The following is a 21,234-nucleotide window of genomic DNA, read 5'->3' as shown; positions in this document are numbered from 1 at the left end:
AAGTTCTACTGGTCCGCCCCGGTGCGGAACCGGAGGACGGACCACGCCTCGTAAGGTCCCTGAGCCATGGCGGTGCCGCAGGCCGTTGTGTGCCTGCGGCACCGCTCGGGCGGTGGGGTCAGGACGGGTCGCCGTACTGGAGGCCGCGTCCGTTGGTGCCGACATAGACGCGGCCGTAGGTGTCGGGGTCGCCGGCGATGACGCCGACGCCGCCGATGCTGCCCCACTGGTGGGCGTCGTCGTTGACGCGGAGCCAGGTGGCGCCCTTGTCGGTGGAGCGGAAGACTCCGGTGACGTCCTTGACGGTACCGATCAGGTACAGGGCCTGGTAGGCGCCGCCCGGCGCGGCCTTACCGAAGCCGAGGGCGGAGGCGGACTGCACCGTTTGGAGCGTGGTGAAGCTGCGGCCGCCGTCGGTGGAGTGCAGCAGCCCCCTGGCACCGTCGGCGATCCACAGGTCCCCGGCGATGCCGGGGGCGGCCGTGAGCCGGCCGGCGGGCAGGTTGGCGGCGCGGGCGGTGAAGGTCGCGCCGCCGTCGGTGCTGGCGTGGAGCGTGCCGCCGGTCAGTGAGTAGAAGGTACTGGCCGAGGAGCGGTCGGCGACGACCACGGCGCCGGTGCCCAGGCCGCTGGCCTTCGACCAGCTCGCCCCCTTGTCGGTCGAGCGATACGGGGCCTGGCCGGCCTGGGTCCAGACGATGGCGGAGCCGTCCGCCGCGAGCGCGACATGGCCGCTGTCGGCGCTGCCCACCGGCTCTGCCTTGAAGCCGTTCCAGCTGCTGCCACCGTCGGTGGAGTAGGCGCCGTCCTGCGCGCCGCCACGGCCGACGCGGACCATCACCGAGGGGTTGGACTGGGCGAAGTCGATGTCGGTGCTGGTGATCATCATCGGATTGTCCAGCCGCCCTGCGGGCACCCTGGTAAGGGAGTCGTGGCGGAAACCGCCCAGGTCGCCCATGGCGCTGATGACGGTGGCGCCGCCGGGCGGGGCGATCACGTCCATCAGCGCGGTCTCCTCCAGCCCGCGGGCCCCCGCGGTCCAGTGGCTGGTGCCGCCGCTGTCGGTGGCGATGGCGTCCTTGCTGCGCCAGATGCCGCTGCCGGTGCCGTACAGCACGTGCCCGGAGTCGAAGGGATCGATGGCTAGGGCAGTCATCCAGTGCCCGATGCCGGTACCGACATAAGGAGCGGCGGAGGCGCTCCGCGCCGACTTCGCGGCCTGCGCCTTCCAGGTCGTGCCGCCGTCGGTGCTCCGGTAGAGCTCGTCCTCGGGCCACCAGCGGTCGAGGGTGGTGACCATCACCGTGGACGGCTTCTGCGGGTCGACGGCCAGACCGGAGAACCCGTAGCTGCCGCTGGACGGGGAGACGTTCTTCCACGCCCCGCCCGCCGGCGTGTACTTCCACACCGAACCCGCCGTCGCGCCGTTGGGTCCGACGGTGTTGGCGTACGTCAGGTACAGCGAGCCGTCACCGGAGAGCACGCCGTGCTGCGGCATCTGGCCGGTGGGCTGCCCGGAGACGGCCTGCCAGGTGCTGCCGCCGTCGGTGGAGCGGTACAGGGAGGTGGACTTGTCGGCGACGCCGACATAGATCGTCTTGCTTCCGGCCGGGCCGTACGTCACGAAGGAAATGCCCGCGCCGCTGCTCGCCCCGTCCTTGACGGGGAACGAGGAGACCTGGCTCCATGTCACGCCGTGGTCGCTGCTGCGCCACAGGCCGTTCTTGCGGGTGCCCAGCAGCAGGGTGCCGTTCTCTGCGGGGTTGATCGCCAGTCGTTCGCCCGCCCCGCGGCCGTCCTCGTTGGCGCCCAGCTTGAAGGGCAGGTCGGTGCGCTGGAAGGTGCGGCCCCGGTCCGTGGAGCGCAGGATCGCGCCGTTGCCAGCCCAGTTGTTGGTGTAGGTGCCCGTCGCGAGGTAGAGCCGCGCGGGGTCGACGGGGTCGGTGGCCAGCGAATCGATGCCCAGAAGGTTCCAGTCCTTCTCGCCGAGCCAGTCGGTCAGCGGGATCCACTGCTCGGCCGCGACGTCCCAGCGGTAGGCGCCGCCCATGTCGGTGCGCGCGTACAGCAGACCCTTCTCCCGCGGGTTGAACACCAGCCCGGTGACGTAACCGCCGCCCACGACCTGCGCGTTGTTCCACGTGTACGGTCCGGCCCCGACCGCCTGGGTCCCGGCCGTTTTCACCAGCTTCCACTGCTGGTTGGTGCTGCCCTTGCCGGGATACTGGATGACTCCCGCGCCGTCGGCCGTGGAGCCTCCGGAGACGTCCAGGACCTGGCCGCTCCCGCGGGAGGTGAAGGTGACGGCGTCGGAACCACTCACATCGTCGATCCGCCACTCCTGGGAGGTGGAGGAGCCGTCGGTCTGCTGCTCGGCGGCGGCCGTCTGGGCAGTCGAATTGCCCGCTATGCCCAGCACTTTGCCGCTGTTGCGGTTCACCAGCTCGTAGTAGCCGTCCCCGGTGGGTCTCAGCCTCCACTGCTGGTTGGCGGTGTTCTGGTCGGTCCACTGCTGGATGCGGGTGCCGTCGGCGGTGGAGAAGGCGTTGACGTCAATCACCTTCCCGCTGCGTACGGAAATCAGCCTGTAGTAGGCATTGCCGTCGACCGTCGCGGCCTGCGAGTCCTCCTGCACGAACAGGAGGTACGGCACGAGGACGGCGGGCACGCCGAGCAGCAGACCGGTCGCGGTCCAGCGACGGCGGTGACGCCCGCGGCGCCCGCCGTTCGTGGGGTTCTTCATGGGGGGTGTTCTCCTTGCATGCCACCAGAGGGAATGGTGGATCCAGCGACCGCAACGGCCGGGTCCGACTCCTTGTGGTCACAGGCCCCGCAAAGGGTTGCCTTGAGCCGGGAACTCTTTTCAGGTCACCTCGTGGTGCGGTAGGCGTTGATCAACGCGCGGTACCGGGCCGTCCAATTCGGCGCGGGCCGTTCCAGTGACCCAAGGCACAGGCTTTGGCCGCATACCCTTGCCGACACTAGGGTGTGGCGCCGTGCTCGGCGGATCGCTCCCCTGAGGGAGGTGGGAATGGGGCTCATGGATGCGGACCACGCGGGGCTGGTCGTCGCGGCGCAGGCCGGTGACGATCGGGCGCGCGAGGAGCTGATCGCCGCGTACCTGCCGTTGCTCTACAACATCGTCAGGCGAGCGCTGAGCGGACATGCCGACGTCGACGACGTCGTCCAGGAAACCCTGCTGCGCGTGGTGCGCGACCTGCCTGCCCTGCGTGCCCCGGAGAGCTTCCGGTCCTGGCTGGTGTCGATCACGCTCCGCCAGATCAACACCCACTGGCAGCGGCAACGCACCTTCGCCGGCCGGACCACGGTCATCGACGAGGCACACCAGATACCGGACGCCGGCGCCGAACCCGAGGACGTGACGATCCTGCGTCTGCATGTGTCGGACGAGCGCCGTCAGGTTGCCGAAGCCGGCCGGTGGCTCGACCCGGACCATCGGGTGCTGCTGTCGCTGTGGTGGCAGGAACGCGCCGGCTCGCTGAGTCGTGACGACATCGCCGCCGCGACGGGGCTCACTGTTCCCCACGTCGGAGTACGCCTGCAACGCATGCGCGAGCAGCTGGAACTGAGCCGGACGATCGTCGCCGCGCTGGAGGCCGACCCGCGCTGTCCGCAGTTGGACGAGACCGTCGTCGGCTGGGACGGTCTCCCTGCATCGGTGTGGCGCAAGCGGATCGCGCGGCACACACGCGACTGCCCGGTCTGCACGGCGACGACGACAGAACGGGTTCCGGCCGAACTACTGCTCCTCAGCCTCGCGACGCTGACCGTCCCGGCCGGACTCATCGCGGCGCTGGCCGCCAAGGGCCTGCTGTCGGGTACGGCCGCGAGCGCCGCCGGGCTGGCCACGGCACACGTCGCCGTCGGCACGGCGACGGCGGGAGGCAGTCTGCACAGCGCGCTGATCGGCAAACTCCACGCGGTGACCGCTCAACCGCTGGTGAGCCTCGCCACCGGCGCGGTGCTCATCGCCGGGGCCGCCACCTACGCGACCTGGCCCGAACCGGCGCATAGGGAGCCCGGCGTCATCGCCGCTCCCACCGTCGGCAATCCCACGCCGGTCCCGTCGCGCACCACCACGTCGGACGGACCGTCCCCGGTGAGTCCGTCCGCCGTCCCAGGCACTGTTCCGCTGGGCGCACAGTCGCTGCAGTCCGTGGACGACCCCTCCCTGTACCTCACGTATGCCGACGACTTCGCGACGCTCGGCCGAGTCTCCGCGTCCAGCAGCGCGCAGACGCGGCAGCGGGTCACCTTCGTGGTCATCCAGGGGCTGGCCGACACACGGTGCGTCACCTTCCGCGCCGCCGACGGCCGCTATCTGCGCCATCGAGACCTGCGGCTACGGCTGAGCACCAACGACGGCAGCGAACTGTTCCGTGAAGACGCCACCTTCTGTCCGCACCCCGGAGCGGTCGCCGGGTCGGTAACCCTGCATGCGCACAACTATCCCGGATCGGTCCTCCGCCACCGCGACGGTGGCATCTGGCTCGACGGCTCCGACGGCACTCGGGCCTTCGCCGGCCAGGCTTCCTTCATCGTGCGCAAGGCCTGGGCCACCGCTCTTTGAGCATGTGGGACCGAGTCGCGCAGTGACAGCTGGTGATCCTGCACCACGATCCTGCACGATCCTGCACCACGCCGTTCTCAACCCGGCAGTGAACCGAGTGCTGCGCCGCCCCTTTCCCCAGGGACGACCAGACCGCGGGGCTTGGCATAACGCTTTTTGCCTGCGAGATGCATCACTGAGCAATCGTCCGGACGGCGCGACTTTTCCGTTACGAGACCGCGTGTTCGGAGGCCTCCACTTCGGGGGGTGCCCTTCCCGCCGCTCACCATGACGTGCCGGCGTGGCAGGTTCACCGACTTCCCCCGTTGACGTATCCCCTGAAGAAAGCCCCTCCAATGACGCGACACACCCACGAACCCCGGGCGACCGGTACGCAGGAACGGCGCCACGTCCTGCACCGCACCCACCCCGCGGCGGATCAGGCCGTACCGGCCGATGCGCGCACGATCACGGCACCCAGGGTGACCCGCGACCCCCGAGGAGAATCATGAAGGGCCTGCACCGGCTCGGCCGGCGTCGCCGGACACTGACGATAGGACTGTCGGCCACGGCGCTGGTAGCCGGTGTGGTGACGCTCCTCCCCAGCTCGGCCGGAGCCGCGAACCTGGGTACGCAGGCGGCCCCGTCGGGCAGGTACTTCGGCACCGCTGTGGCCGCCGGGAGGCTCGGCGACTCGAAGTACACCGCGATCTCGGACCGGGAGTTCAACATGATCACCCCGGAGAACGAGATGAAGTGGGACGCCATCGAACCGTCCCGCGGCAATTTCAACTTCGGCCCCGCCGACAAGATCGTCAACCATGCCACGGCACACGGCCAGCGCCTGCGCGGCCACACCCCCGTCTGGCACTCGCAGCTCCCGTCCTGGGTCAGCTCCATCGGCGACGCGAACACGCTGCGCAGCGTGATGAACAACCACATCACCACCTTGATGAACCACTACAAGGGCAAGATCTACGCCTGGGACGTGGTCAACGAGGCGTTCGCCGACGGCTCCACCCAGCACCGCAGCTCCGTGTTCCAGAACGTGCTGGGCAACGGCTTCATCGAGGAAGCGTTCCGCACCGCCCGGGCGGCCGACTCCTCGGCCAAGCTCTGCTACAACGACTACAACATCGAGAACTGGTCGGACGCCAAGACCCAGGGCGTCTACAGCATGGTCAAGGACTTCAAGTCCCGCGGCGTGCCGATCGACTGCGTCGGGTTCCAGAGCCACTTCGGCACCGACGGCCCGCCGTCCAGCTTCCAGACCACCTTGTCCAACTTCGCCGCCCTGGGCGTTGACGTCCAGATCACCGAGCTGGACATCGCCCGGGCGTCGGCCACCCACTACGCCAACACGGTCAAGGCCTGCCTGTCCGTGTCCCGGTGCACCGGCATCACCGTATGGGGCATCCGTGACAGCGACTCCTGGCGCAGCGGCGAAAGCCCCCTGCTGTTCGACAGCAACGGCAACCCCAAGGCCGCCTACACCGCCGTCGTGAACGCCCTCAAGGCCGCCCCCGGTACCACCGGCGGGACCGGTACCGGGGCAATCAAGGGTGTCGCCTCCGGTCGTTGTATCGACATCAACGGCTTCACGACCGTCAACGGCACCCAGGCGCAGCTGTGGGACTGCAACGGACAGACCAATCAGCGCTGGACCTACACCTCCGGCAAGCAGCTGATGATCTACGGCAACAAGTGCCTGGAGGCCACGGCCAACGGCACCGGCAACGGCACCGCGGTGGCCATCGGGGACTGCAACGGCGGCGCCGGCCAGCAGTGGAACATCAACACCAACGGCACGATCGCCGGCGTCCAATCCGGGCTGTGCCTCGACGCCGTCGGCGCGGCCACCGCCAACCGCACCAAGATCCAGCTGCACTCCTGCTGGTCCGGCAGCAACCAGAAGTGGACCGGCCTGTCCGGGACGTCGACCCCGACAACGCCCGCGCCGCCGGGCGGCACGTGTGCTCTGCCGTCGACGTACCGATGGACGTCGACGGGTGCGTTGGCGCAGCCGGCGAACGGGTGGGGCTCGCTGAAGGACTTCACCAACGTGGTGTACAACGGCAAGCATCTGGTCTACGCGTCGAACACGTCGGGATCGTCGTACGGCTCGATGACGTTCAGTCCCTTCACGAACTGGTCGGACATGGGGTCCGCCGGACAGAAGGCGATGAGCCAACCCGCGGTGGCGCCCACGCTGTTCTACTTCGCGCCCAAGAAGATCTGGGTCCTCGCGTACCAGTGGGGTCAGTGGCCCTTCATCTACCGCACGTCGAGCGACCCCACCGACCCCAACGGCTGGTCCGCGCCGCAGCCGCTGTTCACCGGCAGCATCCCCCGCACCGACTCCCCCACCGGCCCGATCGACCAGACCCTGATCGCCGACGACAAGAACATGTACCTGTTCTTCGCCGGTGACAACGGCAAGATCTACCGGGCGAGCATGCCGATCGGGAACTTCCCGGGCAACTTCGGCTCGTCGTACACGACGGTCATGAGCGACACGGAGGCCAACCTGTTCGAGGCGCCGCAGGTCTACAAGGTGCAGGGCCAGAACCAGTACCTCATGATCGTCGAGGCGAAGGGTGCGAATGGGCGCTACTTCCGCTCGTTCACGGCCTCCAGCCTGAGCGGTTCGTGGACCCCGCAGGCCGCCGGCGAAAGCAACCCCTTCGCGGGCAAGGCCAACAGCGGTGCCACCTGGACCAACGACATCAGCCACGGTGACCTGGTCCGCAACAACCCCGACCAGACCATGACCATCGACCCCTGCAACCTGCAGTTCCTCTACCAGGGCAAGTCCCCCACCGCGGGCGGCCCCTACGACCAACTGCCGTACCGGCCGGGTGTCCTCACCCTGCAGCGCTAACCTGCCCGATCCACGGTGATCGCGATTCGGGGCGGCCTGCCAGCGCGGAGACGAGCGGTTTACGGCACGGGCAACTCCACCTGCTGACCGATACTCACCGCCTCGAGGAACCCCAGCCGTGCGTCGGCTGGGGTTCCTCTCTTTCGTGGACTTTCATCGTGGGTACGGACCGAAGCACTACGACGCCACCGCGGACACCGGCGCCGGGTCAAGGGCGCCGGGAAAGAGGTTGCTCCGGAGCGGGAGATCGCGACGGTGACGCAGGTCGATGCGCTGGCCGAGGCGATCGGCATCCGATGGCGGCTGAGGGGCTTCCTCGGCGCCCACGGCCCGATGCGTCCGGAGGAGCAGGCCGAGCTGCAGCGGAAGGACGTGGACCTCGATGCCATGACCATTCGCGTAAGGAAGGCCGTGCCCGAGATGAACACGGGCAAGCGGGCCCCGAAGGCCCGACCAAGTAGGCGGGTAAGCGGATCGGAGAAGGCCGCCAAGCAGGCTGGAGAGGAGTTTCAGGGGCAGATCGGCGGCGGCAACTCGCAGTAGATTAGGTCGACTCGCGCCGCCTGCATGGCACACCGGTGACAGGCGTGCTGACTCAGGTCACTAGTGCTGCGCTGCTCGCGCTCCAGGTATGGAACTGAAAGCCCGGTATGTGCACCGTCTGCGGCGCCTGTGCACTCCGCGACCAGCAGGCCCAGAGGCGCTGATCCCACGCTGCCGTCGAAGCAGAGGGCTCCCGGAACACGACACTCCAGCAGCGTGATGGTGCATCAGGGAAGTCGGCAATCGGTCAGCATGAGTCCTGGAAGACCTGGGGAAAGCTGACCGAACTTGCGAACGGTTGTAGGCTGCCGGGACCGCCCTTGACCTGCGTGAAGCGGGCAGGGAGCAGACATATCGGGAGTTATTTCATGTTTCGGACAATGTTCAAGTCCAAGATCCACCGGGCCACCGTGACGCAGGCCGACCTGCACTACGTCGGCTCCGTGACCGTCGACGCCGATCTGCTGGACGCGGCGGACCTGCTGCCCGGGGAGCTCGTCCACATCGTGGACATCACCAACGGTGCGCGGCTGGAGACCTACGTCATCGAAGGGGAGCGCGGGTCCGGGGTCATCGGGATCAACGGCGCCGCCGCGCATCTGGTGCACCCCGGGGACCTGGTCATCCTCATCAGCTACGCGCAGGTCGAGGACGCCGAGGCCCGAGCGTTGAAGCCCCGCGTCGTGCACGTGGACGGCGACAACCGGATCGTCGAACTGGGTGCGGATCCCTCCGCCCCGGTGCCGGGTACGGACCAGGAGCGCAGCCCCCACGCGGTGGCTGTCTGAGGGGAGTCGGGGACCATGCCGCACAGCCAGGGTCAGGATCAGAGCCAGAGCCAGAGCGCGCCGATCGAGTTCCGGGACGAGCGGAAGGCCGGGCGGCTGCTCGCCGTCGAGGACGGGGCGGCGGTCGGCTACATCGCCTACTTCGTGCTCGCCGAGGCCCCCCACGCCCTGGTGGCGGTGCACACGGTGGTCGAGCAGGGCCACGAGGGCCGCGGGATCGCAGGCGGGCTGGTGGAGACCTTCTACGGGATCGCCGCCGCCGAGGGCGTGCCCGTGGTGCCGCTCTGCCCGTACGCGGCGAGCTGGGCCGCCCGGCACCCCGACCGGGCGCCCGCGGCTCCGGCCGGGGTCGTGGCCGCGGCCAAGGCGCAGCTGGACTCCGACCCCGCCCTCTGGTGAAGGCGCCCGGCCTGCTCCTGCTGCACACCTCGCCCGTGCACGTCCCGGTCTTCGACGCGCTGCGCGACCGGCACCACCCGGGCGCGGTGCTCCGGCACCTGGTGGCGCCGCAGCTCCTGGACCGGGCCCGCGCCGAAGGGCCCGGGGCGGTGGCCCCGGACCTGATGCGGCTGCTCGCCGACGCCGGGCCGGGGCCCGCGCTCGTCACCTGCTCGACCATCGGGGCGACCGCGGAGTCCCTGGCTCCGGCGCTCGGCACCCCCGTGCTGCGGGTGGACCGGCCGATGGCCGCCGCGGCGGTGAGCACGGCCGGCGGCGCCGCGGCCGGTACGCGGATCGCCGTACTGGCCGCCCTGGAGTCGACCCTCGCCCCGACCGTGCGGCTGCTGGCCGAGGAGGCGGGCGAGCGGCCCGTGTCGATCCGTACGCAGCTGGTCGCCGGGGCCTGGGAGTGCTTCGAGGCGGGGGACGGCGCCGGCTGTCTCGCCCGTGTCGCCGCGGCGGCCGACGCCGTCACCGACGCCGACGTCATCGTGCTCGCCCAGGTCTCCATGGCCGGCGCCGCGGAGCTCGTCACGACCCGGATCCCCGTGCTGGCCAGCCCGGCCGCGGGCCTGGCCGCCGGTCTCGCCCTGGCGGCCGTCTCGTAGGGGCGCACCCTCGTTGGGGTGCACCGGGCGTACCCGGCGAAATCGCGGGAAAGTGCCCTACATGGTGCGAAAACTCGAAGAGACGCAGCCACCGGTCCCCGAGCCCGATCCGACTCCGACGCCCGACCCGTTCCCGGACCCCGCGCCGATCCCGCGCCCCGTGCCGCCCGTGCCCGGACCCGTCCCGGAACCGGACCCGGTACCGCCGCCGCCGGGGCCCGCGCCGATCCCGCAGCCCGGGCCCTGGAGCTGAGCGGCGTCAGTCCGTCCGCACCTCGGAGCGGTCACCGCTCCAGAGGGTGTGGAACGAGCCCTCGCGGTCGGTTCGCCGGTAGGTGTGCGCCCCGAAGAAGTCCCGCTGCCCCTGGGTGAGGGCCGCGGGGAGCCGCTCCGCGCGCAGTGCGTCGTAGTACGCCAGCGAGGCCGCGAAGGCGGGCACCGGGATGCCCTGGCGCACCGCCGTCACGAGCACGGACCGCCAGCCGTCCTGGGCGGCCCCGATCTCCTCGGCGAAGTGCGCGTCCGCCAGCAGGCTCGGCAGCTCCGGCCGGGCGTCGTACGCCGACCGGATCCGGTCCAGGAACGCGGCCCGGATGATGCAGCCGCCGCGCCACAGCGCGGCCACCGCGCCCAGGTCCACGTTCCAGTCGTACTCCTCGCTCCCGGCCCGGATCTGGTGGAAGCCCTGGGTGTACGAGACGATCTTCGACGCGTACAGCGCCTGCTCCACCTGGGCCGCGAAGGCCTCCGCCGCCTCCGGTGAGAGCGCGGCGGCGGTCGGGCCCGCGAGCCCGCGTGCGGCCGTCCGCAGGTCCGCGTGCCCGGAGACCGCGCGGGCGAAGACGGCCTCGGCGATCCCCGACACCGGCACCCCCAGGTCGAGGGCGATCTGCACCGTCCAGCGGCCGGTGCCCTTCTGCTCGGCGGCGTCGGCCACGATGTCGACGTACGGGCGGCCGGTCGCGGCGTCCGTGTGCGCGAGCACCTCCGCCGTGATCTCGATCAGGTACGACTCCAGGCGCCCCCGGTTCCAGTCCCGGAAGGTCTCCGCGATCTTCGCGGGGGAGTAGCCCGCGACCTCGCGCAGCAGGTGGTAGGCCTCGGCGATGAGCTGCATGTCGGCGTACTCGATGCCGTTGTGCACCATTTTGACGAAGTGTCCGGCGCCGTCGGGCCCGATGTGCGAGGTGCACGGCGTGCCGTCGGCGGCCTTCGCCGCGATCTTCTCCAGCAGCGGGCCGAGGGAGGCGTACGACTCCGTCGAGCCGCCCGGCATGATGCTCGGGCCGAGCAGCGCGCCCTCCTCCCCGCCGGAGATCCCCACGCCCACGAAGTGGATGCCCTGCTCGCGCAGCTCCCGCTCGCGGCGCCGGGTGTCCTCGAAGTGCGCGTTGCCGCCGTCGATGATGACGTCGCCCTCCTCCAGGAGCGGGGCGAACTCACGGATCACGGCATCGGTCGGCTCGCCGGCCTTCACCATGATGACGATGCGGCGGGGGCGCTCCAGCGCGTCGACGAACTCCTTCGCCGACCCGGCCGCCACGAAGGAGCCCTCGTGCCCGAATTCCTCCACCAGTGCCGTGGTCTTCGCGGCGGTGCGGTTGTGGACGGCCACGGTGAATCCGTTGCGGGCGAAGTTGCGGGCCAGGTTGCTGCCCATGACCGCGAGGCCGGTGACGCCGATCTGGGCCGTGCTGGTGCTCATCTGTGCGCTCCTGCGTGCTTCGGTGTGCGGGCTGTGCCCGACGCTACCCCGCCGTCGGGCGTGCGGCGCTCGCGCACGCCGGGACATTGTCAAGTTCCGCTGAAGAGCGCCCCGTTGCTCCCTTGTCATGTAATGATCCCGACGTTACGTTGTGCGATTCCCGATGTCTTGGAGGGGGCTCCCATGGGTGTACGGGGCCGGCACCGCCGGTATCAGCCGAGCAGCATCAACCGGGCCTCGCTGGCCGTCACCGCGGGCGGCGCCGGGATCGCGCTCCCGTTCATCGGCGCCGGGGTCGCCCAGGCCGCCTCCGTGGACACCTGGAACAAGGTCGCCACCTGCGAGTCGACCAACAACTGGCGCATCAACACCGGCAACGGCTACTACGGCGGCCTCCAGTTCAGCCAGAGCACCTGGCGGGCCTTCGGCGGCACCGCCTACGCCCCGCGCGCGGACCTGGCCACCAAGGACCAGCAGATAGCGGTCGCGGAGAAGGTCCTCAAGGGCCAGGGGCCCGGGGCCTGGCCGAACTGCGGGAAAAAGGCGGGTCTCTCCCGCAGCGGCCCGGCGCCGGCCGTCGCCCCGCAGGCCCCGTCGAAGCCCAAGGCGCAGACTCAGCCCAGGGCGCAGACGCAGCCCACGGCGCAGGTGCCGTCCCAGGTGGTGAAGACGGCTCCGGCGACGCAGGGCGCCGAGCCCCGCCCGACCGGGACCTCCGTCCTGCCGAACCCGTACGTCGTGGCGCCCGGCGACTCGCTCTCCGCGATCGCCACCGAGCAGCGGGTCGAGGGCGGCTGGCAGGCGCTGTACGAGACCAACCGGGCCACCGTGGGCGGCAACCCGAACCTCATCTTCCCCGGCCAGCGGCTCACCCTGCGGGTCACCGCCGCGCCCGCCGCACCGGCGCCGCCGGCCGCGCCGCCCGCGCAGAACCCCGAGAAGCCGCCGCGGACCGCCGACCCGGTGAAACCCGTGGCACCCGAGGCCGAGAAGCCGGTGGAGAAGCCCACCGAGAAGCCGGCGCCGAAACCGGCCGAAAAGCCCGCCGAGAAACCGGCGGAGAAGCCCGCGCCGCAGCCCGCCTCAGCGCAGCAGAAGCCGGATGCGGGCGGATTCTCCGCTCCGGTCGACGCCGCCCTCGGCACCGCGTACCGCGTCTCGGGTTCCTCCTGGTCCAGCGGCTACCACACGGGCGTCGACTTCCCGGTGGCGACCGGCACCGCCGTCAAGTCAGTCGGACCCGGCCAGGTCGTCTCCGCGGGCTGGGCCGGCGCCTACGGCTACCAGATCGTCATCCGGCACACCGACGGCAAGTACTCCCAGTACGCCCACCTCTCGGCCCTCGGCATCAAGGCCGGCCAGCAGGTCTCCGGAGGCCAGCGGATCGGCCGCTCCGGCTCGACCGGCAACAGCACCGGCCCGCACCTGCACTTCGAGATGCGCTCGGGCCCCGGATACGGCTCCGACATCGACCCCCTCAAGTACCTCCGCGGTCACGGGGTCCGCATCTGACCCGCGCACGTGCGACGGCACGGCGGTGAGCAGGATCAGACCGGCCGCGGCCACCGCGGCGCTGGCCACCGCCGCCGTCGTGCCCGCCGCCCCGTACCGGAAGCCCTCGTCGAACAGCGAGATGCCGACCGTCGCCGCGACCACCGGGTTGATCACCGTCACGGTGGCCAGCGGCGCGGTCAGCCCGGCGCCCCGGTAGGCCGCCTGTGACAGCAGCAGCCCGCCGGACGCCAGGACGGCGATCGCCGCCAGATCGGGCCACAAGCCCTCCAGCGCGCCCGGACCGAGGCTCTCGGCCACCGACTTGGTGAACACCGAGGCCATGCCGAAGGCCGTACCGGCCGCCGCGGCCAGCAGCACGCTGCGCAGCACCGCCCGGTGCATCCGGTGCGCCGCCAGGAACAGCACCGCCACCGCCGCCCCGGTCACGATGATCAGCAGGCTCCGCTCGTCGCCCACCAGCGCCTGCTCCGCCCGCCCGTCCCCGCCGGTCAGCGCCAGCAGTCCGGCGAGCCCGACCGTGGCCAGCACCGCACCGCGCCAGGCTGCCGCGCCCGCCCGGCGCCGTACGAAGACGGCCGCCATCGGCAGGGCGAAGACGATGGTGAGCGCACCGAGCGGCTGGACCAGGCTCAGCGGCCCGTACGCGAGTGCCACGACGTGCAGCAGCGCGCCGAGGGCGTTCAGTCCCACCGCCACCCACCAGCCGCCCCGTCGCAGCGGTGCGTAGGCGCGGTCCGGCGTGCTCGCCGCGACCCGTTCCTGCACGATCGCGCCCCCCGCGTACGCCAAAGCGGACACGAGGCACAGCAGGACCGACAGCGCCAGTGCACTCATACGCTCCACAATGCCCGACCCCACTGCGCTATTCCTCAGCCCACAGGTGGTGATCGGTCATACTCCCGGCGTAGTACGGGAGTACGCAGCGTGGTGCTTGCGGATGCGCAAAGCGACCGCCGCCGTGCCCCTGAGTCACCGTTCCGCCCCGTACGGCGACGACGTGCTCGCGGTGCGTGAGGACCCCGGAAGCGGGTTTGGCTCCGGGCGCCTGCGATCCGTACAGTTTCCCTTTTGAGGACTTCCGCAGCAGGCGGATGCGGACGAGGGATCAAGGAACGCAGCGGCCATGACGGTGACCGAAGACAGCCAGGACCAGGGGCAGGCCTACGGGCCGGGCATCGACCCCGATCGGCTGGCCCTCTGCCTCAGCGTGATCGACGAGCTGGACAAGCTCGACGTCGACCACCCCGACGCGATCACCGTGCGCCGCGCCACCGCCGGCCTCTACCGCACGGTCAAGCAGCGCCGCCGCCAGGAGCGCCGCGCCGCCAAGACCGCCAACGACAAGGCCGTCACCGAGGCGACCGCGACCGGCTCCGCCGAGCGCATCGACGACGAGACCGAGGGCATCCTGCCCTCCTCGGTCACGGAGTCCGGCCGGATCGCCGGGATACTCCAGCGGCCGCGCTCCTGCTACATCTGCAAGACGCGGTACGTCGAGGTCGACTTCTTCTACCACCAGCTCTGCCAGGAGTGCGCTGCCGAGAACCGGGCCAGGCGGGAGGCCCGCGCAGACCTCACCGGCAAGCGCGCGCTGCTCACCGGCGGCCGGGCCAAGATCGGCATGTACATCGCACTGCGGCTGCTGCGCGACGGCGCCCACACCACGATCACCACGCGCTTCCCCAAGGACGCCATCCGCCGCTTCAAGGCGATGGAGGACTCGGCGGACTGGATGCACCGCCTGGAGGTCGTCGGCATCGACCTGCGCGACCCGGCCCAGGCCGTGGCCCTCGCCGACCAGGTGGCGGCGGCCGGTCCGCTCGACATCCTGATCAACAACGCGACGCAGACCGTGCGCCGCCTGCCCACCGCCTACGCGGCGCTGGTCGAGGGCGAGTCCGCCCCGCTGCCCGCCGGTGAGCTCCCCGCCCACCACGTCATCGGCGCCTTCAACTCCGGCGCGGTCGACGGCCTGGCGGCGCTGCCCGTCGGGGTCAGCGGGCTCGAGGCGCAGAAGGTGGCCGACCTCGCCCTGGTCGCGGGCAACGCCAGTCTGGAGCGGCACCTCGCCGGTACCGCCATCGACGCGGGCGGCCTGCTGCCCGACGTCGTCGACAGCAACACCTGGGTGCAGACCATCGACCAGATCTCCCCGGTGGAGCTGCTCGAGACCCAGCTGTGCAACTACACGTCGCCGTTCATCCTGATCAGCGCACTTCGGCCGGCCATGGCGGAGGCCGCCCGGAAGGCGTCCAGCGGGCGGGCGTACGTCGTCAACGTCTCGGCGATGGAGGGCGTCTTCAGCCGCGGCTACAAGGGCGCGGGGCACCCGAACACCAATGCCGCCAAGGCGGCCATGAACATGGTGACGCGGACCAGCGGCCAGGAGATGTTCCAGACCGACCGCATCCTGATGACCTCGGTCGACACCGGCTGGATCACGGACGAGCGCCCGCACTTCGACAAGCTGCGCCTGGCCGAGGAGGGCTTCCACGCCCCGCTCGACCTGGTCGACGGCGCGGCCCGGGTCTACGACCCGGTCGTCCGCGGCGAGGCCGGCGAGGACCTGTTCGGCGTCTTCCTGAAGGACTACGCCCCCGCGAACTGGTAGCCCGCGACCCGGTGGCCCCGGTGGCCCCGGTGGCCCCGGTGGCCCCGGTGGCCCCGGAAACCCGCGGCCCTCCTGACCGCTGCGGATCCCGTGTCTACGGGAGTCCCGCGATCGACCCCCTCGGCGGACCGAGGGGGTCGATCGCGTTCCCGGCGGGCACCGCCGGGTGGGCCCGGGCCGCGACCAGTTCCAGCAGCGGCCGCCAGTCCTCCAGTACGCCCGCGTCCAGACCGGACGCCGCGGCCGCTTCGCCGGCCTGGCGCAGGGTGGCCACCGCGTCGGCGTCGGCATGGCCGTCGTCGCAGGCCTCCTCGCGGCCCCCGCCGGAGCCGCCCGCGGGCGCGAGCAGGCGCACCAGCCGGGCCACGCGCTCGCCCAGCAGCGGGCGGACCGCCTCCGCGGCCAGCAGGGCGCGCCCCGCCCGCTCACTCGGACGGAGCAGCCGGCCGAGGTCGTGCACCAGGCCCGCGAGCTGGAGTTCCTTGTCGGCGGGGTGTGAGCGCCGCAGCAGCGCCGCGGTCCGCAGACCGTGATCGTCGGGGCAGGCATGGAGAAGATCCATCAGCTCCAGCACGCTTGTGACGTACGGCACTTCGGCCTCCGGCACCCGGAACCTCGCCACCGCCGACCTCCTCCGTCACGCCCCGCACATCCGGGGTCGAGCAGACCATCCGTCACGTACCCGCCGACCTACGACTTGCTGAACTCGGGACGAAACTAAGAGGGCGCAGCGGGTTTTACCTTCCTATCGAGCGGAGGTCCGCTCATATGTGTACTCTGGGGCATCAAGACGGCCCCGATCCGGGCCGCGCTCCACCAAGGCGCCACCGCGTCCGGAAACCCTTTATCCCTTGGCCGGCACGCGGTCCGCATGCCGGGTTACGCGAAGGAGTGCGCGGTGACAGAAAAGACGAAGCCCGAACCGACGTTTCTGGAGCGGACGGGCTCGCGGGCGAAGCCGCGAACCGACGAGCTCGGAAGCCTCGAAGTCTGGGCACGATCCGCCCCGATCCGACTGGCGGGGTACGAGGACGACCTGGCGGAATCGCACATCCTGCCCGGCATCGACTGATTCGCGCAGCGGGTACCGAGCGCCCCCGTGCCACCCGCACCGGGGGCGCTGCCCGGACCGGCGGGTCCCCGCAGCGGGGGTCGCCGGAGCGGGGGTCTCCACAGCGGGGGCCGCGCTACTCGGGCTCCGACAGCCGCGCATCCGCGAGGCGGGTCGGCGGGAGGTACTCGCGCACCAGCGTGCGGTGCCACCAGGCTCCCGTCTCGCGCAGCTCCCGCCACGTGGTGAAGCGGTAGCGGTACAGCAGGGCCCGGACGTAGACGGGCGGCGCGTGCGGGAACGGGTTGTGGCGCAGCAGCCGCAGCGTGTCCCGGTCGCCCGCGAGCAGCCGCTCCACGAATGGTCCGAACCAGTCCCGCGCATAGCCGGGCGAGATGGCCGCGAACCACATCAGCCAGTCCAGCCGCAGATGGTACGGGGCGAACTGGCGCGGAATCCGCCGCAGTTCACCCGGCTTGCCCTTGAAGCCGTACTCCTGCCAGGCGCCGTCCGCACGCGGCACCCGGTCCGCGGTGCCCTCCACCACCACCTCGAAACGGACCCGGCCGACCGAGCCGAAGGCCCCGTAGGTGTTGACCAGGTGCAGCGCGTCGAAGGAGCGGTTCATCACCTGCCGGCGCGAGATCATGTTGAGCACCGGGTGCCGGCTGAGGAACAGCACCAGCGCGGTCACCGCACAGACCAGGACAACGAACCACACCGGAGCCGGCCGCGAGGCGGCCGCCGGGGGAGCGCCCGCGAGCCCGGTGAAGTCCACGGCCGACACGGCCAGCGTGATCGTCAGCCAGTTCAGCCAGGCGAAATTGCCCGACAGCACCAGCCACAGCTGTGTCGCGATGATGATCCCGGCGGCGTACGAGGCCACCGGCTGCGGCGTGAACAACAGCACCGGGATAACCAGTTGGGTCACGTGGTTCGCCGCGCACTCGACCCGGTGCAGCGGTCTCGGCAGATGGTGGAAGAACCAGCTCAGCGGCCCCGCCATCGGCTGCGTCTCGTGGTGGAAGTACAGACATGTCAGTCTGCGCCAGCAGGAGTCCCCGCGCATCTTGATCAGCCCGGCACCGAACTCCACGCGGAAGAGCACCCAGCGCAGCAGCCACAGCACCAGCACCGGCGGCCCGGCCCGCGCATTGCCGAGGAACACGGCGAGGAAGCCCACCTCCAGCAGCAGCGACTCCCAGCCGAAGGAGTACCAGGTCTGCCCCACGTTCACGATGGAGAGGTAGAGCAGCCACAGCACGGCCCACATCGCCATGGCCGCGCCGAGCGGCACCTCGTCCCCGGCCCCGGCGGCCAGCGCGGCGGCCAGCCCCGCCCCCGCCCACGCGCAGCCCGCGAAGAGCCGGTCGGAATAGCGCAGTTGGAACAGGCTCGGGGCGCGCCGGAACGGCACGTACCGCACGTAGCGCGGCACGGGCAGCATGCCGTGCGCCCCGATCAGGGCCCGGAACTGCAGGGCGGCCCCGATGAAGGCGACGAGGTAGACACCGGCCAGGGCCCGCTGGAAGACCAGCCGGGCGAGCCAGTATCCGGGCGCCGTGAACCAGTCCATCGCCTCCAGTATCGGACCGGTCAGCGCGCGGAGGCCAGTTTGCGCAGGTGGTGCCCCAGCCATCGTGCGTAGCGCAGCTGGAGGAAGGGGACCGCCGGGCCGGCGAGCCGGGTGTACCAGCTGTTCGGGCGGCTGAAGGCGGTCACCGTGAACCACACCGTGCCGTCCGGGTCGATGTCCACGAGGAAGGACTCCTCCCCGCACTCGGGGTGGCCGGCCAGCGTTCCGTAGGCGAAACCGATGCGGGCGGGCTCGTACGCCGTCCAGATCACCTGGCACGGAGCGTCGATCCGCAGCGGGCCGAAGCCGATCCCGACGACCACCCGGCTGCCGGGCCGGGCGGCGCCGGCGTCGGCCCGCACCCGCATGCCCGAGGTCCGGTGCGCGTGGAAGGTGGTCACCGCCGTGCCGGCGGCCTCGAAGACGGCCCGGCCGTGCCCGAGGCGGGTGCGGTGGTGGAGGTGGTGGTAGCCGGCGGGCAGCGGCCGGTGGGCCGTCGCGCCCCGGTCGGGGTAGCTGACGGTGTCCCGGCCGGCGCTGATGAGGCGGGTCATGGCGTGGTCTCCTGTCGGTCTGCGGTCAGTCGGCGCCAGGCCAGCACCGAGCACAGGGCGAATCCGAGGGCGTTTCCGAGGCCGTGGGTGGCGGCCATCCAGGTCAGGGTGGGGTGGGCGATCCCGGTGGCCTCGCCGGCCGCCCACCACAGGGCGAGCAGCATCGTGGCCACCAGGACGGCCGCCGAGGTCGCGAGCAGCGTCCGCGTGCCCCGGTCCCGGGCGGCGGGCCGGACGTCCCGCCAGGTCAGCAGGGCCACGGCCCACATCCCGCCGGTCAGGACCACCGCGCCCACCAGCTCCGCCCAGTCGCCGACGAAGTAGCCGAGGAGCACGAGCAGGGTGCCCGCGGGCACGCTGTACGCCGCCCAGTGCGGCAGCCCGCCGCCGGACCGGTCCCGGAGGCCTCGGCCGCGGGCGGATCGGCCTTCGGGGTCTCGGCTCCGGGCGGATCGGCACACCAGCCCGGCGACCAGGGCGGCCGCGAACCCGGCGAAGTGGAAGTGCGGCACGGTCAGCGCCAGGATGTCGAGGTCGAAGCCGAACAGCCGGTACCCGGCGCGCTCGGCGACCAGGGCGGTCCCGGCGATCGAGGGCGAGACCAGCGCGGTGGCGACCGCGATCTCGGGCGGGGCGAGGGAGCGGCCGCGCAGCAGCCGGACCGGGGCACGCGCCGCCAGTGTCAGGCAGGCCGCCGCGTACAGCGCGGCGAGCGCCGTGGCGGCACCACCGCGCGGCAGCCAGAGGCACAGCGCCCCGGGGGAGGCGAGCAGCGGCCAGAGCCGGGCGGTCCGGCGGAGCCCCACCGGGTCGATCAGGCGCAGGCCGGCCGGGACGACGCAGAACATGCCCAGGGTGACGATCACGTTCACCAGTGCCGTCACCCTGGACTCCCCCCAATGCCGCGGCCGAACGCCTTGAACGCGTTCAACTCACGATGGTGATCCTAAGGCGTTCCTTGAACATGTTCAAGACGCGCTCCGGTTGCGGCTCTCGCGAGGATGCGGCAGACAAGAGGAAGCAACCGGGGCGAAAAGGGAGATTCACGTGCACGCACCGTCACTTCCGACACCTCGTCAGGCGTCGCGCCGTCACCGACCGGCCGGCGCCGCCCTCTTCGCCCTCCTCGGGCTGTTCGCCGCGGCGTGCGGCGGTTCGGACGAGCCGAAGGGCGCGCCCGGATCCGAGAGCCAGGAGGTCCACCTCCAGCCCGTGGCCGCCGCAGGCCGCGACCCCTTCACCGCCTCCTCGGCCACCGCCGAGTCGGCCCCCGTACAGCCCCCGCTGCCCAACCCGACGGGACAGGGCATCCGCACCGTCAACGCGGCCACCCCCGGCCTGTACGGCGGCACCCAGCGGCTCGGCAGCTGCGACGTCGAACAGCAGGTCCGCTTCCTGACCGCCGACAACGCCAAGGCCCGCGCCTTCGCCCAGGCCTCGGACATCGAACAGGCCACCCTCCCCGACTACCTGCGCGGCCTCACGCCCGTCGTCCTGCGCGCCGACACCCGGGTCACCAACCACGGCTTCCGGGACGGCCGCGCCGACAGCTTCCAGTCCGTCCTGCAGGCCGGTACGGCCGTCCTCGTCGACGACCACGGGATGCCCCGGGTCCGCTGCGGCTGCGGAAACCCGCTGGCCTCACCGCGCGCCCCCAAGGGCTCCCCGGTGCACAAGGGCGACCCCTGGAGCGGCTACCAGCCCAACCAGGTCGTCGTCATCGAACCCACCACCCATGTGATCAACAACCTGGTGATCGTCAACATCGCCGACAACACCTGGATCGAGCGCAAGCGGGGCGACGACGGCGCCCAGGACCGGGCCCCGCAGGTGGTGCCCCCGTACGACCCGGCGAACGGCATCCCCAACGGACCCGTCACCCCGCCCGGGGCCGCGTCCGCCGACCCGTGCCGGCGCCCGGACGAGAACGGCCGGGACCGCAGCCTGCCGCCCACCTCGCCGTCCGCCGCGCCCGACGGCGGCCCGAGCGCGCCGGGGAGCGGGGCGACCGACTGCCCGACGAATCCGCCCGCCTCGCAGAGCGCACCGGGCGAGAACAGGCTGCCGAGCCCGGGCGTGCCCTCGGACCCGGCCACCCGGCCGCAGCAGCCGCAGTCCGAGATCCCCCCGGACGTTTCGGGCGAGCTCTCCGACCTGCCCTCCGACCTGCCCTCCGACGACCTCTCCGACACCCCGTACGACGTCCCCTCGGACATCCCGTCCGACCTGACGACGCAGGATCCGGGCGACCAGGAGTTCCCTCTGGACCCCGACGGATCGACCGTCCAGCCGAGCGATCCCCACGACCCGTACGCCGACCCGTACGCCGACCCCGACCTGCAGCCGCAGCCCTCGGACGAGGGCTACCCGCTGGAGAGCGCCTGACCGGCC

General features: G+C 71.4%; 16 protein-coding genes and 1 pseudogene. 10 read left to right on the top strand and 7 right to left on the bottom strand.

The window, feature by feature from the left end; all coding sequences use genetic code 11:
• Window positions 1-118: 118 nt before the first annotated feature.
• A complete protein-coding gene (locus OG534_RS04080) occupies window positions 119-2,743 on the bottom strand; it encodes an RICIN domain-containing protein (RefSeq protein WP_326586687.1) in 2,625 nt (874 codons plus the stop codon).
• Between the two features lie 288 nt (window positions 2,744-3,031).
• Between OG534_RS04080 and OG534_RS04075 the strand changes: the two genes are divergently transcribed.
• The 6 genes from OG534_RS04075 (at window position 3,032) to OG534_RS04050 (ending at window position 9,831) form a co-directional block, all read left to right on the top strand.
• Entirely contained in the window at window positions 3,032-4,591 is a 1,560-nt protein-coding gene (locus OG534_RS04075) for a sigma-70 family RNA polymerase sigma factor (RefSeq protein ID WP_326586686.1), read from the top strand.
• Window positions 4,592-5,078: 487 nt separating this feature from the next.
• A complete protein-coding gene (locus tag OG534_RS04070) occupies window positions 5,079-7,451 on the top strand; it encodes a non-reducing end alpha-L-arabinofuranosidase family hydrolase (RefSeq protein ID WP_326586685.1) in 2,373 nt (790 codons plus the stop codon).
• A 255-nt stretch (window positions 7,452-7,706) separates the two neighbouring features.
• Window positions 7,707-7,994 (top strand): hypothetical protein, encoded by a 288-nt coding sequence (locus OG534_RS04065; protein WP_442807031.1) that lies wholly within the window; start codon window positions 7,707-7,709, stop codon window positions 7,992-7,994.
• 368 nt (window positions 7,995-8,362) lie between these two features.
• Entirely contained in the window at window positions 8,363-8,782 is a 420-nt protein-coding gene (panD, locus tag OG534_RS04060; protein WP_326586684.1) for an aspartate 1-decarboxylase, read from the top strand.
• Between the two features lie 15 nt (window positions 8,783-8,797).
• On the top strand, window positions 8,798-9,181 hold the full coding sequence (locus OG534_RS04055) for a GNAT family N-acetyltransferase (RefSeq protein WP_326586683.1): 384 nt from the start codon (window positions 8,798-8,800) through the stop codon (window positions 9,179-9,181).
• Complete coding sequence (locus tag OG534_RS04050; protein WP_326586682.1) at window positions 9,178-9,831, top strand: arylsulfatase; 654 nt, start codon at window positions 9,178-9,180, stop codon at window positions 9,829-9,831. The genes OG534_RS04055 and OG534_RS04050 overlap by 4 nt, the downstream gene beginning before the upstream one ends.
• 259 nt (window positions 9,832-10,090) lie before the next feature.
• On the opposite strand, the gene gndA is transcribed toward OG534_RS04050, so the two are convergent.
• On the bottom strand, window positions 10,091-11,536 hold the full coding sequence (gene gndA / locus OG534_RS04045) for an NADP-dependent phosphogluconate dehydrogenase (protein WP_326586681.1): 1,446 nt from the start codon (window positions 11,534-11,536) through the stop codon (window positions 10,091-10,093).
• A gap of 183 nt (window positions 11,537-11,719) precedes the next feature.
• Between gndA and OG534_RS04040 the strand changes: the two genes are divergently transcribed.
• Window positions 11,720-13,048: a transglycosylase family protein gene (locus OG534_RS04040; RefSeq protein WP_326586680.1), complete on the top strand. Its 1,329-nt coding sequence runs from the start codon at window positions 11,720-11,722 to the stop codon at window positions 13,046-13,048.
• A gap of 96 nt (window positions 13,049-13,144) precedes the next feature.
• Here the strand turns inward: OG534_RS04040 and OG534_RS04035 are convergent.
• Window positions 13,145-13,885, bottom strand: a pseudogene (locus OG534_RS04035) (DMT family transporter); the annotation flags it as partial.
• Window positions 13,886-14,174: 289 nt separating this feature from the next.
• Here OG534_RS04035 and OG534_RS04030 point away from each other — a divergent pair.
• Window positions 14,175-15,662 (top strand): SDR family NAD(P)-dependent oxidoreductase, encoded by a 1,488-nt coding sequence (locus OG534_RS04030; RefSeq protein WP_326586679.1) that lies wholly within the window; start codon window positions 14,175-14,177, stop codon window positions 15,660-15,662.
• 94 nt (window positions 15,663-15,756) lie between these two features.
• Here the strand turns inward: OG534_RS04030 and OG534_RS04025 are convergent, their stop codons facing one another.
• Window positions 15,757-16,224 carry a hypothetical protein gene (locus OG534_RS04025; protein WP_326593455.1) on the bottom strand — a complete coding sequence of 156 codons (468 nt, stop codon included), beginning with the start codon at window positions 16,222-16,224 and terminating at the stop codon, window positions 15,757-15,759.
• Between the two features lie 309 nt (window positions 16,225-16,533).
• Here OG534_RS04025 and OG534_RS04020 point away from each other — a divergent pair, with 309 nt between their 5' ends.
• On the top strand, window positions 16,534-16,734 hold the full coding sequence (locus tag OG534_RS04020) for a hypothetical protein (RefSeq protein WP_374777212.1): 201 nt from the start codon (window positions 16,534-16,536) through the stop codon (window positions 16,732-16,734).
• Between the two features lie 115 nt (window positions 16,735-16,849).
• On the opposite strand, the gene OG534_RS04015 is transcribed toward OG534_RS04020, so the two are convergent.
• The 3 genes from OG534_RS04015 to OG534_RS04005 are packed head-to-tail and all read right to left on the bottom strand — an operon-like array spanning window position 16,850 to window position 19,727.
• Window positions 16,850-18,289, bottom strand: a complete 1,440-nt coding sequence (locus OG534_RS04015) for a lipase maturation factor family protein (protein WP_326586678.1) — start codon at window positions 18,287-18,289, stop codon at window positions 16,850-16,852.
• Between the two features lie 20 nt (window positions 18,290-18,309).
• Window positions 18,310-18,843 (bottom strand): DUF1990 family protein, encoded by a 534-nt coding sequence (locus tag OG534_RS04010; RefSeq protein ID WP_326586677.1) that lies wholly within the window; start codon window positions 18,841-18,843, stop codon window positions 18,310-18,312.
• Window positions 18,840-19,727 carry a YndJ family protein gene (locus tag OG534_RS04005; protein WP_326586676.1) on the bottom strand — a complete coding sequence of 296 codons (888 nt, stop codon included), beginning with the start codon at window positions 19,725-19,727 and terminating at the stop codon, window positions 18,840-18,842. The genes OG534_RS04010 and OG534_RS04005 overlap by 4 nt, the downstream gene beginning before the upstream one ends.
• Window positions 19,728-19,890: 163 nt before the next feature.
• Here OG534_RS04005 and OG534_RS04000 point away from each other — a divergent pair, with 163 nt between their 5' ends.
• Window positions 19,891-21,228 (top strand): DUF6777 domain-containing protein, encoded by a 1,338-nt coding sequence (locus tag OG534_RS04000; protein WP_326586675.1) that lies wholly within the window; start codon window positions 19,891-19,893, stop codon window positions 21,226-21,228.
• Window positions 21,229-21,234 lie beyond the last annotated feature (6 nt).

Origin of the sequence: Streptomyces sp. NBC_01294 (assembly GCF_035917235.1) — a bacterium.
Taxonomy (GTDB): Bacteria; Actinomycetota; Actinomycetes; order Streptomycetales; family Streptomycetaceae; genus Streptomyces; species Streptomyces caledonius.
This window is presented reverse-complemented; position numbering and strand designations above follow the sequence as displayed.